Annotated in this window: 12 protein-coding genes and 1 tRNA gene; all 13 read left to right on the top strand. The window is 35.5% G+C overall.

Annotated features, from left to right (window positions below; all coding sequences use genetic code 11):
• The first annotated feature begins 41 nt into the window (after positions 1-41).
• The 13 genes from ACYSNO_RS02590 to ACYSNO_RS02530 all read left to right on the top strand — a co-directional run bounded on the left by ACYSNO_RS02590 (position 42) and on the right by ACYSNO_RS02530 (position 16,785).
• Complete coding sequence (locus tag ACYSNO_RS02590) at positions 42-1,220, top strand: GNAT family N-acetyltransferase (protein ID WP_461729496.1); 1,179 nt, start codon at positions 42-44, stop codon at positions 1,218-1,220.
• Positions 1,221-1,273: 53 nt separating this feature from the next.
• Positions 1,274-1,345 (top strand) — tRNA-Arg (locus ACYSNO_RS02585).
• 73 nt (positions 1,346-1,418) lie between these two features.
• Positions 1,419-1,967, top strand: a complete 549-nt coding sequence (locus ACYSNO_RS02580; protein ID WP_461729495.1) for a ClbS/DfsB family four-helix bundle protein — start codon at positions 1,419-1,421, stop codon at positions 1,965-1,967.
• 81 nt (positions 1,968-2,048) lie between these two features.
• Positions 2,049-3,158, top strand: coding sequence for a baeRF6 domain-containing protein (locus tag ACYSNO_RS02575; RefSeq protein WP_461729494.1), 1,110 nt, complete (start codon positions 2,049-2,051; stop codon positions 3,156-3,158).
• Positions 3,159-3,336: 178 nt separating this feature from the next.
• On the top strand, positions 3,337-3,537 hold the full coding sequence (locus ACYSNO_RS02570) for a cold-shock protein (protein ID WP_461729493.1): 201 nt from the start codon (positions 3,337-3,339) through the stop codon (positions 3,535-3,537).
• Positions 3,538-3,671: 134 nt separating this feature from the next.
• Entirely contained in the window at positions 3,672-6,500 is a 2,829-nt protein-coding gene (locus tag ACYSNO_RS02565) for a helicase C-terminal domain-containing protein (protein ID WP_461729492.1), read from the top strand.
• Positions 6,493-6,996: a cell wall elongation regulator TseB-like domain-containing protein gene (locus tag ACYSNO_RS02560; RefSeq protein ID WP_461729491.1), complete on the top strand. Its 504-nt coding sequence runs from the start codon at positions 6,493-6,495 to the stop codon at positions 6,994-6,996. Before ACYSNO_RS02565 ends, ACYSNO_RS02560 begins: the two co-directional genes overlap by 8 nt.
• Positions 6,997-7,025: 29 nt before the next feature.
• A complete protein-coding gene (locus ACYSNO_RS02555; protein WP_461729490.1) occupies positions 7,026-8,216 on the top strand; it encodes a pyridoxal phosphate-dependent aminotransferase in 1,191 nt (396 codons plus the stop codon).
• Between the two features lie 44 nt (positions 8,217-8,260).
• The gene (asnS, locus tag ACYSNO_RS02550; protein ID WP_461729489.1) at positions 8,261-9,559 is read left to right on the top strand and encodes an asparagine--tRNA ligase; all 1,299 of its coding nucleotides are present in this window, start codon (positions 8,261-8,263) and stop codon (positions 9,557-9,559) included.
• A gap of 528 nt (positions 9,560-10,087) precedes the next feature.
• The gene (locus ACYSNO_RS02545) at positions 10,088-13,600 is read left to right on the top strand and encodes a bifunctional glycosyltransferase/CDP-glycerol:glycerophosphate glycerophosphotransferase (protein WP_461729488.1); all 3,513 of its coding nucleotides are present in this window, start codon (positions 10,088-10,090) and stop codon (positions 13,598-13,600) included.
• Positions 13,587-15,446: a GW domain-containing glycosaminoglycan-binding protein gene (locus ACYSNO_RS02540; protein ID WP_461729487.1), complete on the top strand. Its 1,860-nt coding sequence runs from the start codon at positions 13,587-13,589 to the stop codon at positions 15,444-15,446. Before ACYSNO_RS02545 ends, ACYSNO_RS02540 begins: the two co-directional genes overlap by 14 nt.
• A gap of 34 nt (positions 15,447-15,480) precedes the next feature.
• Positions 15,481-16,272, top strand: a complete 792-nt coding sequence (locus tag ACYSNO_RS02535; protein WP_461729486.1) for a DUF6270 domain-containing protein — start codon at positions 15,481-15,483, stop codon at positions 16,270-16,272.
• A gap of 15 nt (positions 16,273-16,287) precedes the next feature.
• Positions 16,288-16,785: a hypothetical protein gene (locus tag ACYSNO_RS02530; protein WP_461729485.1), complete on the top strand. Its 498-nt coding sequence runs from the start codon at positions 16,288-16,290 to the stop codon at positions 16,783-16,785.
• Positions 16,786-17,101: the final 316 nt, after the last annotated feature.

Below are 17,101 nucleotides of genomic sequence, written 5' to 3'. Positions count from 1 at the left end.
TAAAGTTTTGTTCTTTTTTTAATAGAAATGGAGTGGTACTTTTGGATCAAGTCAGAAAAATGCAACAAACAGATTATCAAAAAATGTTCGATTTAGCTCAATATGCTTTTCAACTGGATCAGACGGGCGCATACCAAAAACGTTTTGAATTTTTGGCGCAGCACTCGATCAATTACGGTTCCTTTGCTGGCGAAGCATTAGCCAGTCAAGTCATGGTGACGCCGCTGACCATTCAATTTTTTAATCAAAAACATCGTATGGGCGGAGTTGGTTTTGTCTCTTCTGATCCTTCATATCGCGGAGGTGGCCGAATCGATGCCATCATGCGTAAGGTGTTAGAAGATTGCCGCGAGGAAGGCCTGTTATTTTCTTATTTAGCTCCTTTTTCCTATCCTTTTTATCGGCGTTATGGATACGAATTGATTTTTGAACGCGCGTCCTATCGTCTGGCAAGTAAAGATTGGCCACGTGTGCAGTCAGCTAAAGGCACGGTCTTAAGAAAAAATTGGGCACATGCAAAAGAGGAAATCGCGAATATTTATGACTTAGCGATGCAACAAGAAGAAGGTTGCGTCGTAAGGGAAGACTGGTGGTATGAAAACAAATTTCAATTAAAAGCGGGCTTTTATTTTGCTGTTTATTATGATGCGTTAAAAAATGCGCAAGGATATCTCGTTTATAAAATTCAAAACGGGGTCTTTACCATTGAAGAGTGGCAATCTTTAACTGCCGATGCTAGACGAGGTATCCATCGTTACATTGCTTCTCATGCAGATTCAGTGAGAGAATTTGTACATGAATACGGCTTTAAAAAAGAGACGCCTTTTTACTTGACGGAAACACCACTGGGACAACTAACGATTCGTCCAGAAATGATGGTCAAGATTGTGGATGTGGAGGCCTTTTTAGAAATCTATCCCTTTGATTCTTTAGCGGATTCATTTGCACTGGAAATCGAAGAAGATACCTATGGACCTTGGAACACAGGAACCTTTGAAGTCCAGCTTGCAACGACAGGCGCTGTTATCGTTCAAAAGGTTGAAACGACGAGATTACCTAAAATCAAAACAAGCATTCAGCATTTTACACAACTTTTTTTAGGCTATCAAACGTTAGAAAATCTCCGGTGCAATGATTTTATCGAAATTGACGAATCGATTATTGAAGTCCTTCAAGCTGTTTTACCTAAAAAAACACCTATTTTGGAAGATTATTTCTAAAAAAAACTTGCACTCTCTATTTATCCGAATTAGAATAAACAGAGAGTCTTTTTGTCCTCTTAGTAAAACGGATATTACAAAACCCTCCTAAGGTTTAGTTGCAGGTTCGATTCCTGCAGGGGACATTATACAATGAAGCATCGCACAAGCAGCTGTTTTTCACCGCGATTTTTCAAAACAAAAAAGGAGAGATAAGGGATGGTAAGGCCGAAGACGAAAACAGCTTTGATGGAAACTAGTCAACAAAACTTTCACATTCTCATTCAATTACTTTCTGAAATTCCCGAAGAAAAACGCGTGGAATTTTTTTGTTTTGATGTTGAAAAAGAAAAGGGTGCGCACTGGAAAAGAGATAGAAATATCCGAGATGTTTTGACGCACTTATATGAATGGCACCAGCTGCTGGTCGATTGGGTCGTAGCCAATCAAGCAGGAATGCAGCGTCCTTTTCTGCTAGAAGGATACAACTGGCGAACATACGGAGAGATGAATCTTGTGTTTTGGGAAAAACACCAACAAACTACGTATGATCAAGCTGTTACTTTGTTAGAAACAAGTCATAAACAGGTCATGATTTTAGTTGAAACATTTACAGATGAGGAATTATTTACCAAAAAAAATTATCCCTGGGTTGGTGGCAGTTCCCTGGGAAGTTACTTTATTTCAGCAACAACAAGCCACTACGAATGGGCGATTAAGAAAATTCGTAAGCATCAAAAAATGATAAAGAATCAAGTAAGTGGCTAATGTAATCGTTTTACTTTTCGAGACAAAGGGATTCTGTTACACTGTAGACGTAAGTAAATACATTGTAGGAGGAATTTGTTTATGGCAAAAATCGGTAGAGAATTATTGCAACAACTCACATCGGAACAAGTTAAAGGCCCCTTCGTCACAATCATGTTGAACACTCATGTCGCCCACCAAGAAGTGGAGAAAGACCAATTAAAGTTTAAGAACTTTATGAAAGAAGCAAAAAAACGTTATGAAAAACGTTACCCTAATAATGAATGGACAGGAATCCAAAAAAGAGCAGATGAATTGGCTGCAAGTGCAGACTTTTGGCGTAGTGGCTCAACGAGTGTTGCGGTGATTTTAACACCCGAAGAGACCTTTATCCATCGCCTAAGTATTGAAGTGGATGACCAGTATTATGTAGGAGATACCCCTTACTTATTAGCGATTATCAAAAATGCTCAATATAACTATCCTTTTTATGTGTTGACTTTAAATCGGGATTCGATGGCCCTTTACTTGATGGAAAATAAAAAACTCCGTCCAGTAGTCTTGCCAGAGGATGCCCCCACTACGATTGAAATTGCCTTGGGAGAAGAATTAACGGGCGGCAGTGCCAATTTTCGCTCGTCAAGTAACGCAACAGGTGATGCGAGCCACGGAACGAATGCGAAAGAAGAAGAGGTTGCGATTGACTGGAGCAATTATTATTTAGCGATTAGTAATTTTTTGAAAACCTTCCTTGAAACGAGCGAACGCTTACCCATCTATCTTTACGGATTGCCAGAAAATCAAACACTCTTTCGAAAGATTGGTAAATCCCTGTCACTTGATCCAAGTATTTCTGTAGTGACCTCACCGACACAATTGGCGGTAAGCGACCTTGAAAAAAACATTGCCATCATCTCAGAAGCGTTAAAAGAAAAAGAGATGGCAATTTATCAAAAACTGATTGAAGGAAAATACAGCGATCAATTGGCTGACATTAAGCAAAGTGCAAACTTAGGCCGAATCGGTCAGCTCTTTATCGCTACTTCAAATTTAATTTCTGGCTTTGGGGAAGATCCAGATGCGGAGTATGACTGGCGCCAAGAATTGAATCAGTTATCAATTGATACCATTGTTCATGGTGGCGATGTCTTTATTCTTGAGCAGTCGGATGCACCAGGCGAACGAAGTTTAATTGCCAGCCTGCGTTACTAAGTTCAAAAAAATCCAGAAAATCCCTGTTTTCTTTTTTATTCTGTGTTATAATGAGTTATGTAGTTTTTGTAATGGTAAATTCTGGTAGCTTGTTTCATCTTATCGAACATCTTCCAAATTTTCACCTTAACAACGAATTGCAAAATATGTGTGTGAAACACAAGGAGGATTTTCTAACATGGAAACAGGTACAGTAAAATGGTTTAACTCAGACAAAGGTTTTGGCTTCATCACAGCGGAAGACGGAAATGACGTATTCGTACATTTCTCAGCTATCCAAGGCGAAGGTTTCAAAACTTTAGAAGAAGGTCAAGCAGTGACTTTCGATGTTGAAGAAGGTCAACGTGGCCCTCAAGCAACAAACGTAAACAAAGCTTAATTCAAATGAATAAGTATCAGACGAAGCAGTTAACTGCTTCGTCTTTTTTTTGGTTAGAATAACCAAAAGAACCCCTCATCTTAAAGGAAAGTATAGTATACTAGCAACAGAACATGAGAGGAGACGAACTTTCGATGAAAACAACTTATGCTATCGTAGACATTGAAACGACTGGTACCGATCCGAAAGTCGATCGAATGATTCAATTTGGTTGTGTTCTGGTTGAAAAGAATAAAATTGTTGGGCGTTATGCAACGGATATCAATCCTGCACAAAAAATTTCTCGACAAATCCAAAACTTAACTCAAATTTCTAACTGGCAAGTGAAAAAAGCGCCTTATTTTGAAGATATTGCACCAACCATTTATCATCTGTTAAGTGGGACTGTTTTTGTGGCTCACAACATTCATTTTGATTACCAATTTCTGAATCAAGAATTGAGAAGATGTGGCATGCCTCCTTTAACAATTTCAGGCATCGATACGGTGGAATTATCACAGATCTTTTTGCCGACAGAACCAAGCTATCGTTTAAATGATTTGGCCGAAAGCTTAGGGATTACTCATGAGAACCCACATCAAGCAGCGAGTGATGCAGAAGTCACGGCAAACTTACTAATTGCCATTGAAAAGCAAGCACGCAACTTGCCTTTGGTAACTTTAGAAAAAATTGCCACTTTGAGTGAAGTGACCAGTTATCAAACAAGTCAATATCTAAAATACTTGGCTGAAGATTTGTCGCGGCAACCAAAAGAATTGGCAGAGGATTTAATCGTGGTTGCCGGCATTGCACTAAAAAAGAAAGAGGTCCCGCTTTACAACCAACCTTTATTTGAAACCAATTATCCAAAGACAAAAAAAGATAAAGAACGGTTATTTCAACAACAGTTGACTTATCGACCGCCTCAAGGAAAGCTAATGAATTTAATTCATAAACAGCTCACCACGGTGGAAGAAAAAGTCTTATTAATTGAAGCTGCCACTGGGATGGGAAAAACAATTGGTTATCTCTTGCCGCTAAGCTACCAAGCGACGCCAGAAAAACCAGTAATTATTAGTACAGCCTCGATTTTATTGCAACATCAATTAATGGATGAAGATATCCCCAAATTAAACCAATTTCTTGAACATAAAATTCAAGCGACCCTTGTGAAGAGCAAGTCACATTATATTGACCTCCAACGTTTTAAGGTGACACTGGAAGCCCCTATACGGCAAAAACAATACGGCATCTATCAAATGCGGCTGTTAGTCTGGCTGACACAGACGCAAACAGGAGATTTCGGCGAGTTAAATTTGACGAGCTTGAAACATCTGCTCTTTGATGAAATCAAACATCGAGGCATTCACTATCTATCAAAAAGTCACGCGCTATATCAGGTAGATTTTTTACGACACTTAGAAAAAAAGAAGGCGCAAAGCAATTTTTTAATCGTGAATCATGCATTTTTAGCACAAGAAACTCAACGCGAACAACCTTATCTGCCTGCAAGTGAGACCTTATTAATTGATGAGGCACATCACTTGCCTGATTTGATGGAGCAAGTGGCCAATCAATTTTTTGATACCGAAAATTTTCATCGGAAATATCGCCAATATCAAGAAGAAGGTCAATTATTTGATCGTTTAACAATGATGCTTGGGGAAGAAGAAACGACCATTCAATTGTTGAGTTTGTATCAACAAGAGCTCACGGAAATTATTGGACTACAAGAAGAAATTTTCGCCGAGTGGTTCCGAGGATATCCTGTGAAAGAAGACATCTATTTCCAAAAAGCCCCCATAGAACTTTCAAAAAGTGGCGAAAAAAATCTTGAGCGATTATGTTTGTATTATGATGAGAGCCTCTATCTACAAAAGAGCATTGCAAAAGCTTGTTATCAGTATCGTGAAAAATGGTTAAAACGCGAAAAACTCCTTTACGGTGAATTGCTTTCGTTCTTTGATGAGCTGCAAGCCCAAGCCGACTTGGTCAAAAAATGGTTGACGAATTGGTCGTCGAATCTAATTCATAAGGTATACATTTATGGCAATCAAAAAAAGGTTCGGTTACAGCTCATTGATCTAAGCGCTGCAATTTTACCGAATACAAAGTGGTATGCACGGTACAATAAAATTCTTCTGGTCGGTGGAACTTTGAAAGTTGCGAAGTCAAGGGATTATTTTGCACGACAACTAGGGGTACCAGAGGCGAAGCTAAAAGTGATTCCGGCTCCTTATGATTACCAACAGCAAGCACGTTTATTTGTTTTGGACGAATCAGTGGCGATTCATGAGTTGTCTGTTCAAGAATACGTGAACTTCCTTGTCCAGATGCTCAGCCCGATATTGGAAAGCAACCCGCAGTCGACTTTAGTTTTGTTTACCTCACATGAAGTCTTGAAGAAAGTTTATTATCAAATGCAAATGACCTTTTTAGAAAATGGTCGTGAAATCATGGCACAAGGCATCGGTGGAAGTCGTGAAAAACTCCTAAAACGTTTCCGGCACACCAAGGGTGGGATTTTATTTGGCGCAGACAGTTTTTGGGAGGGTGTTGACTTGCCGGGTGACACCTTACAATTACTCCTTGTCACACGCCTACCCTTTGCACACCCCCAACGCCCAATGATTGAAGCGAAAACACGTTACTTTGAAGAACAAGGGTTCAATTATTTTAAACAAGAGGCCTTACCTAAGGCCGCTTTGAAACTTCGCCAAGGATTGGGACGCCTAATTCGTTCAGATTCTGATCGTGGGGTGATGGTTATTTTAGACAATCGTTTCACCGATGCAACATACAGTCAATTGTTGCAAAGTTCGTTACCTAAAGATTTGGTTGTGGAAAAAGTGCCACTGAAGAAAATGTTGCCAAAAATAAAACAGTTTTTACAAAATGAGGCAAGAGAAAATGAAAAAGAAGCAGAAAACAGGAAAAATTCTGCTATAATAGACCCTAGTAAGGGAGTGGGATTACGTGAATAAAGTAGAAGAAAACGAACGAAAAAAAGTCCTCTTGCTCTTTAGTAGCATCGTCATCCTACTAGTCATGATTCTCTTTTCAGCCATCTTTTATATCCGTGCTTCTCGTCCGATGCGTCAAGCAAAAGCCGAAGCGGTAGCTATTGCTCAAGAGTACGTTGATTTCAAAAGAGTCGATCAATTTTATTGGTTTACTCGTGAAGCGACTTATTTTAGTCTCGTAGGTGAGCAAGAAAATGGTGAAAGAGTGGTTGTTGTCATTCCCAAAAAAGGAGATCAACTTTTGATTTTTGATGAGAAAGACGGATTGACGGAAGCACAAGCCCGAGGCATCATTCAAGAACGTTTTCCAGAAGAAAAAGTTCGTAAAACGACATTAGGTGTATTTTCAGACCAAGTTGTCTGGGAAGTAATGACGAAAATGAACGAGGAATCACATTATTATTTACTTAGTTTTAAAGAAGGAGAGCTGATCAAGAGCATTCCTCCAAAAGAGTAGAAACAATTGACAAAGAAGGGATGAATGAGATGGAACTATCAAAGCGAGCAAAGCAATTAAAACCATCCGTGACCTTGGCTGCTTCTGCTAAGGCCAAGGAGTTAAAAGCACAAGGGCTAGATATCTTAAGCGTGACTTTAGGAGAACCCGATTTTCCGACACCAAAAAACATTCAACAAGCAGCAATTGACGCGATTCAATCGGGCAAAGCGAGTTTTTATACGCCAACCGCGGGAATTCCAGAACTCCGTCAAGCGGTGGTGGATTATGTTCAAACTTATTATGGGCTGACTTATTCGACAAAAGAAACACTAGTGACAGATGGGGCCAAGTTTGCCTTGTATGCTTTGTTTCAAGTGATTCTAGAAGAAGCGGATGAAGTCTTAATTCCCGTCCCTTATTGGGTCAGTTATGCGGACCAAGTTCAGTTAGCAGGTGGGCTGCCGGTTTTTGTCCAAGGACAGGAAGAAAATCAATTGAAAGTGACCGTTGAACAATTGGAAAATCAACGAACGGTGCGAACCAAAGCGTTGGTTTTAAATACCCCTTCCAATCCGACGGGAATGGTTTATACCAAAGACGAGTTGCAAGAGATTGGAGAATGGGCAGTTGCACATGATATTTTAATTATTGCAGATGATATTTATGGACGTCTCGTTTACGGAGAAGCCACTTTTACTCCAATTGCGACAATTTCTGATACCATTCGCCGTCAAACGATGATTATCAATGGTGTTTCAAAGACCTATTCGATGACCGGTTGGCGGATTGGTTTTGCAGTCGGCGACCAAAAATTAATTGAGGCAATGACGAACATTGCTTCGCAAGCAACCAGTAATCCGACTGCTGTGAGCCAGTATGCAGCGGTTGAAGCTTTGAAGGGGCCACAAGACTCGGTTGAGACGATGCGTTTAGCTTTTGAGGATCGTTTGAATCGTTTGTATCCTTTAGTATTAGAGATTCCTGGCGTTACATGTGCGAAACCGCAAGGCGCTTTTTATCTCTTTCCAAATGTTAAAGAAACGATGGCCCTATGTGGTTATACCGACGTGACTCATTTTACGGAAGACTTACTGAATGAAGCTCACGTAGCCTTAGTCACCGGTGCTGGATTTGGTGCACCAGAAAATATTCGAATCAGCTATGCGAGCGATTGGGATACACTCGAAGAAGCAGTGGGTCGAATAAAAGCTTTTGTTGAAAAAAAGCGTCAAAAGTAATACAATTTTGACGAAGGTTTAAATTATAGAATGGAGAGACACAAGTGGAACAAATTCAAATTATCGATGCAAAAAAACACCTAGGTGAGATCGTACAAATTGGTGCCTGGGTAGCGAACAAACGCTCAAGCGGCAAAATTGCTTTTTTACAATTACGAGATGGAACGGCTTATTTCCAAGGAATTGTGGTTAAAAGTGAAGTAGATGAGGCTGTTTTTCAATTAGCAAAAAATCTTCACCAAGAAACTTCAGTGATGATTACTGGAGAAATCCGCGAAGATAGCCGTTCAAAGTTTGGTTATGAGATTGGTATTCAAGGCATTGAAGTCGTTGGTGAGAGTCATGACTACCCAATTACACCGAAAGAACATGGGACCGAGTTTTTAATGGACCATCGCCATTTATGGTTACGTTCTTCAAAACAACATGCAATCATGCAAATTCGTAATGAAATCATTCGTGCGACTTATCAATTTTTTAACGAGCGTCATTTTGTGAAAATTGATCCGCCGATTTTAACCGGTTCTGCTCCTGAAGGGACAACGGATTTATTTGAAACAGATTATTTTGGCGAAAATGCTTACTTATCTCAATCTGGGCAACTGTATTTAGAAGCAGCAGCGATGGCTTTTGGAAAAGTTTTTTCTTTCGGTCCAACCTTCCGAGCAGAAAAATCAAAAACACGCCGTCATTTAATTGAGTTTTGGATGATGGAGCCTGAGATGGCATTTACAACACAAGAAGAAAGTTTAGTCGTTCAAGAAGAATATGTCGCCTTTTTAGTTCAAAGTGTACTGGATAATTGTGACTACGCTTTAGATGTTTTAGAACGCGATCGCGCAGTGTTAGAGAAGTACACACAACTACCTTATCCACGCATTTCGTATGATGACGCTGTGACTTTATTAAATGAAAATGGCTTTGATGACGTGACGTGGGGCGATGATTTTGGCTCGCCACATGAGACATTCATTGCCAATTCGTTTGAACAACCGGTCTTTATTTTGAATTATCCAAAAGCAATTAAACCTTTTTACATGAAACCTCATCCAACAAGAGAAGACGTCGTGATTTGTGCAGATATGATTGCGCCAGAAGGTTATGGTGAAATCATTGGTGGTTCTGAGCGAGCGACGGACTACGAATATGTTTTAGAAAAAATTCGCGAATTCGGTTTAGACGAAAAAGAATACTCTTGGTACCTCGACTTACGTAAATATGGAACGGTTCCACATTCTGGTTTTGGTTTGGGCTTAGAACGCGCAGTGACTTGGATTTCAGGTATTGAACACGTTCGAGAAGCAAGTCCATTCCCACGCTTATTGAATCGAATTTATCCATAAAAAAGCCCAGTCAATTTTTGAAAGACGAAGCGACCTCAAAAATGTAACTTTTTGAGGTCGCTATTTTTAAATTGGAAGTGAAAATATTTCAAAATGAACAATTATCTAGATAATATATCTATGAGGATTTTTCGGGCCTTTGAAATAAGAAAATTCTCATTAATAGTTTGGCAAAATTAAATAGATAATTGATAAATGTATTTACTATTAATAAATGTATAAAAAAGGAATGGAACTGGAAACCTTGTTGACTCCCAAAAAATAGCTCAATTTGTCATATAACACTCAGTTTAAAGACATATGTAAGAGACCGAATTTTAAAAATTTGGCTTTTAGAGATAACTACAAAAATAATTGAACTTTTTTTGAAAAGAATATTTTAATAAAATATACCATTGAAATGAATAACCCGTTAAAAAAGTAAAAAAACTAATGCAAAGCTGGAGCATCATGGTACAATTGAATTATTCTGTGTTTAATTATGTAACTAACATTGATTTAAAGAGAGAAAGTTCTAGGAGGATTTACTTGAAGAAAATTAGTATTACCGTAATAATGCCAGTGTATAATGTTGAACGTTATATATCAGAGACACTGGACAGTTTAATGGTTCAAGAAAATAAAAATATTATTTTGAAAATAATAATAGTAGATGATGGTTCGATAGATTTAACAAAAAAAATTATAAAAAAATATCAAGAAAAATACGATAACATTGAATTGATAGAGGAATTCCAGATTGGCCCAGGTGCAGCAAGAAATATTGCTATTAAGAAGTCTCAATCTGATTATATTACTTTCCTTGATGGTGATGATTTACTATATCCAAATGCCTATCAGCTTTTAATTGATTCTGCTCAAAAAAATGATGCTGATATTGTCGTTGGTAATGTATCAAGATTCAATACTACAAAACCTTTCTTCTTAAGTGGTTTACATAAGAAGATTTTTTCTAACGAAATGGAAGGTACTCATATTTCTAAATACCATCCTTTGTTATTTGATACAACATCGTGGAATAAACTGTTTAAAACTACCTTTTTACATAAAGAAAACATTTTATTTCCAGAAGGAATTCTATATGAGGATATCCCTTTTAATATGAAGGCTCACGTGAAATCGAAAAATACGAATATTATTCTTGATTACGTTTATAAATGGCAATTAAGAGATGATACAAATAAATCAATTACTCAATCTAGGGTAGATAATAAAAATATGTTGGATAGAATTACAGCAATGACTTTATTTAATCAGATACTAGAGGAAACAGATATAAGTCAAAAGGAATTTTTAGAAGAAAAAGAACTGAAAGAATTAACCCTGGATTTGAAGTTATTTTTAGATCAACTAGGAGACGCAGATGACCTGTATTTTGATTACTTTTCAGAGGCAGTAAAAAATTATGTATCTAATATGAAAACTGATGTCTTTGAAACTAGATTACCTGTAATATTGAGATTAAAATATCAATTATTAATAGATAAAAATAAAAAAAGTTTATTCCATTTAATAAATCATTCAAATCAATTTAATTCCTTAAAAACAATACAATTAGGTAACAATGTATATAAAGAGATATCTAAAACTGATTTTGAAGAATACTTAACCAAAGAAGACGTTAAAATGAATTCTGATATTTTACCAATATCTAAAACTCAACATGTTTCCTGGGAGAATAATACTTTAAAAATAAAGGGCTTTGCATTTTTAAAATACTTGAATACAAATAAAAATACTCAAATAGAAGCAAAAATAGTTTGTTCTTCAACAGGTAGAGAAAAAAAATTACCTACTAACTTAAAAAAAGATCGAAATATTACTCAGATTTATGGCGGCGGCAAACAAGAATATTTGTTGAAACGCTATGTAAATTATGACTATTCTTCTTTTGTAATAAAAATTGATTTCAATGATAAAGAAATAAAATCAATACTGGAAGAAGAATGTAATATTGTGCTGACAGTAGAGACTGCTGGGACTAAACAGACAATCTATTTAGGTTCTCCTGTTAAGGGAGTTAAGGTGAGACCAAAGGATCAAGTAATTAATAATGTTGTATATAATGTATCATACGATGGGTTCTGGCGACTAAAACTATCGTCATCAGAATTAGGTGGAGAAATAACACGTATTCAATTACAAGGTGATCAAGTATTAATTGAAGGGCAGACGGTGTCAAAGAGATATCAAGAACTATTATTGAAAAATTTTAAGTTAAACCTTTCAAAAAAAATAACAATAACCTATAAAAACAGTTGTTTTTTCGCCTTGTTTGATGTGTCTTTGCTATTTGAAATTCCTGAAAAGGAAAGTTTTTATATATATTTGCTAGCCGATGAGAAAGAAGTGAAACTAAAAGTATCTGATAGCATCGAATCAGCATCAGAGATTTATGATAATTTTGATATATTTTTCGAAAAAACAAGGAATAAATTACTGAAGATATTTAGGAGTGAGGGGATTCATCCTAAGGTAAACTCGTTAAATTTGGAGACAATCAATAAGAAGGAAAAATACATAGATTTAATATTGGATTACCCAGTAGAAGAGAATTTATCAAATGTGAAATTAGAAATTATTCGAGAGAATGATGGCAGTATGTGGAATGTTTTACCGTCAGAAGTAAAAAAAGAGAGAGAAGAGTATAGAATACATTATCAGATAGATATCAACGAAAATAGATTATCGAAATTTGGTAATTCTTCATGGAAATTTTTCCAAAAATTAGAAATTTCAGGAAAAAAAATTAAGCAAGAAGTTATTTACTTGAATACCTTAGGCAAGAAGCAATTTCGGATTAAAGACAACTATTTTGACTTAACAAAAACGGGTTCTCATCAATTACAACTGAAAACATGGTTAAAAAAATCTTATTTTGATAAGGGACCTCGTCGAATGAAGATACTAAAAGATTATCTTTATCCATTAATGATGCGATTGCCTCAAAAAAATAATTATGTAATGTTTGAATCCTATTGGGGAAGATCTTATAGTTGTAATCCTAAAGCGATTTATGAACAAATGATTATCGATTATCCTAACATGGTTGGTATTTGGAGCTTTAATAATCCTTATACTGAGATTCAAGGTGTTGGGAAAAGAGTAAAGAGAAATAGTTGGAAGTATTATTACTATTTAGCGAGGTCTAGATATTTTTTTAATAATGTTAATTGGCCAACAGAATATCTAAAACGAGAAAAAAGTATTGAAGTTCAAACGTTACATGGCACATTTTTAAAGACAATGGGGTTAGATGTAGCAAACGAAGTTAATACTCCCCAAAAACTAGAAGGATTTAGAACAAGGCACAAACGTTGGGATTACCTAGTATCTCCAAGTTCGTTTATGACTGATATTTCAAAACGAGTGTTTGAATTTGAAGGAGAAATGTTGGAGTTTGGCTTTCCTAGAAATGATTTATTGATTGTCGAGTCGCAAGAAACAGAGCGTTTGAAAGAGACTTTGAACGAAAAACTTTCAATACCTAAAAATAAAAAAGTAATCTTGTATGCACCTACGTATCGAACTAAAAATGGTTTTAATTTAGAATTAGATATAGAAAAAATGCGTGATGAGTTAGCTGATGATTATGTACTGCTCGTGAGACTGCACTATTTTGTGGCTAAAAATTTAGATTTATCGAATGTTGAAGATTTTGTTATCAATGTTTGTAATTATCCAGATGTTCAAGAACTGTTACTAATCACAGATGTGTTGATAACAGATTACTCATCAATAATGTTTGATTATGCAAATTTAAACAAACCGATACTATTTTTTACTTATGATTTAGAATATTATCGCGATGTTCTACGAGGGATGTATTTAGACTTTGAAGAAGAAGCCCCTGGTCGCTTGTGTTCTACCACAGATGAATTAGTACAAAGTTTACAAGATATGTTTGCATATGAACAAAAGTATTACTTATCTAGACAGAAATTTCGTGAAAAATTCAATCAATATGAAACAGGACAATCGTCATCATTAATTTTAAAAAGAGTCTTATTAGAAGGAGAAGTAAAACATGAGAAAATGTAAAATATTTTTTATCCCCCTTATAAGTTTGTGTTTTTTTTACTCATCTGCAACAGTTGTTTTTTCTAGCGAAGAAACAAAAACAAGTGACTACGAATCTGATACCATGACAACAACAAGTGTTTCTGAAGAATCAAGTGAATTCTTTGATAGTAGTCTAATCAAAGACAGTAACTCAAAAGTTGATTCTGGTTATTTTGAAGAAATATCTAGTCAATCGACTGAAGAGTTTATCCATAGTTCAGAAGAGGAATTAACCTCCAGTTCGAGTGACGAAATTGAAAAAATAGCTCCAATGACTTTATACGAAGATTATGGCGAGAGTGTAACAACTTATCAATTGAGAATTGTGAAAAATAATTGGGATTTATGGAATCAGCCCTATGTTGTAGGAGCTAAATCACTTGGAAAAACAACAGAGTTTTACAATCAAACTGTTACCATCTCTAGAGAAGGAAAAAAAGGAGATAATATTTATGCCTTAATTTCACTTTCAAAAAATGGAACTGAATTAGGCTGGATAAATAAGAATGGTTTAGATTCAATCGATCCATTTTATAGTAGAGAAGGCGAACTAATTCCGAATACCTATCGTTATATTACAAAGAATAATTGGGATGTTTGGAGTGGACCTTTCCAGACAGGAGTAAAATCTGTAGCGAATACAAAGTCATATTTAAATGAGAAAGTCTTAATCACTAGGAGAGCGAGAACAAATAGTGGCACTTACGCAAAAATTTGGATTTATAAGAATAACCGATACAATTATTTGGGATGGTTTAACGAGTCAGGTCTCTCAGACAAGATATTGCCAATTAATGAGATGTCTGGAGAATTAATACCAAATACTTATGGGAGAATAGTCAAGAAAAACTGGACAATTTGGGAAAAACCTTATAAACCAGGCACCAATAGTGTTTCTAATACGACAAAATATCAAAATGAAACGTTATTATTTACTAGAAAATCTAAAACAAATTATGGTTTGTACTATAAAATGTGGGCTAGAAAAAATGGTCGCTATCAATTTGTAGGGTGGGTAAAACAAGAAGGAACAACGTTGGGAGATAACGTAGAATATAACAAATCAGTGTCTATTCCAATGAAGCGTTTAAGTAAGAAAAACTGGACAATTTGGGATCGTCCTTATTTATATGGTGCGAAATCAGTGGGAAATACTAGTAACTATTATAATCAAAATCTTCAAATTATTTCAGAAGCTAAAACAAATTATGGTGTTTATTATCAAGTGAAATCGTATGGAAAAACACTTGGATGGATTAATAATGGAGGTTTTTCAGATCTACACAATGAACATGTCGTTCCATTAGTTTGGGCGAACCAAATTAATACTGCAGGATACGCCCCGTCAGGTTGTGCGGCATGTGCAGCCTATACTGTTTTGCACTCGAAGAATATTGCGATGGATAAAAATTTGACGTGGTTCTATAATAACTTACCTCTTCATCATTCCAATCCTGATATCGGCCAAATCGGCAGTCCTTGGAATTACAATGATTTTAAAGCGGTGATTTCACCGGTAGGCTTATCGAAATTTATGAACTCGATTGGTGGAAATACAGAAAATATAACAGGTCAATCCTTAGAATTTGTAAAGACAGAACTAAAAAAAGGAAATCCAGTTATGTTTTGGGGGAGAGTAGGTTTAAGTGATGTGAGTAACAGCAATACTACGCACGTTATGATATTCATGGGATATAAAGATGGAGCATTTTTAGTGCAAGATCCTGCATACGGTAACTTATCAATGGGAAGACGATGGTTTAGTGAGAATCGAGTTGAAAACTATTTAAATATTAAAGGACGAAAAATGGTTTTGGTTAAGTAATTTACACGCTAAGTATAGGAGAATTAATTAAAAATTGGATAAAATAAATATATCGGTTTGGGGAAGTTGTGTCTCAAGAGATATTTTCAATCAGCAATTTGTAGCGGATCATAAAATGTTTTTTAATGTTGTTAGTGACCAGCAACATGTAAGTGTTATTTCACTAATGTCAGAAGTTATTGATATTGATGTGGAACAACTAGAAGGTCCTGTTAGCCCATTTTATAAAAAAGTTTTTATTCAAGATATGGATAAGAGCTATTTGAAAGCACTAAAGGAATCAAATCCAGATGTTATTTTATTGGATTTTTATACAGATGCTTTTTATGGGGTTAAAGAGGTACAGAAGAAAACGCATATTACTAATAAAATATGGCAATATAGGAAACTGAACGTGTTTAGACAGTTAGATATTTTTAATGAATACTCTGTTTATAATAATAGTCTGGAGTTTATTTCAAAATGGAAAGAGAGTTTCGATTTATTTATGAAATACGTTTCGCTTCATTTACCAAATAGTCGAGTAATTATTAATAAGGCTCGATTTTCTAATCAATATTTTGATGAAAAAGAGAAAAAATTCAAAGTTTTATCAGATGAATTACCAGATAAATGGAGCGAATTTCATATTCACCGATTTAACTTAATATGGGAGTTATTTGATACATATGCAATTGAAAAGTATCAATTAGAAGCTATTGATTTTGATATGAAAGAATATTATTGTAGTTCATCTCATCCTTGGGGACTGTTTTACGTACATTATAATAATACATATTACACGGATATATTTAGAAAATTAAAAGAGATGCTAGGTCTTTGGTAGGAGGTATATGAGTTGATGAGAAAAACTAAACTATTTATAGGAAGTCTTTTAATCATGTCTGTACTAGTTTCTTGTAAAGTGAATGATGAGGCAGAAAATCAGAGTAACTTTGAATCTCAGACGGATGGAAAGATAGAGGACTATTTCTTACCCGAAAGTAATTCAGACTTTGAGGAAAAAAATATAGGAGAAGCACATGTCCAGCTGATCGCCAATGATTTTGAAAAAGGGACTCCTATCTTTGTAGGAGATACAGATTCTTTATTAGATACAAGCATTCAAGCAGAATTGTCAGGATTCGAAACAAATTTAGAAGTATTCTTTTATATTGATTCTGCTTTGATTATGCAAAAAATGCCAACAAATAAAAACATAGAGATTCCCTTGAATACACTTGTTACCTCAACGACTGAAGGATTACACCATATATCATTTGTCCAATACAAGGATAATAATGAGGAATCTGAGGTAATTAATTCAGTGAATCATAATTATATTATTCGTGTGCATTAAGTCAACTTCTGATTAATTATTGGAATGGTTAGAAGAAATTAAAATCAAAAGAATTTTTTATTGGAAAGAAGTTTAAAAAAATAGCGGGATAGACTCCTTAATAGGGAATGCTGTGTAGGTTTTTAATACTAGTTCCGTTGTTAATACTGAACGATACGAATTAATTGGTAGAAACAAAAAAATAGCTAACATCTTGTGATTGCTTCTGAAAAGTACTCCATAGTGTTGGTTGTTTTTTTGTTTTTTTTAATGCTATACTATGGTCAGTAATTTTTATCAGTTGTTTCTGGTAAACACAGTAGGCCATTTTGTAAAA

Source organism: Enterococcus sp. LJL98, assembly GCF_054871745.1.
Note: the sequence above shows the minus strand (reverse complement) of the source record. Positions and strands in the feature narration are given on the sequence as shown.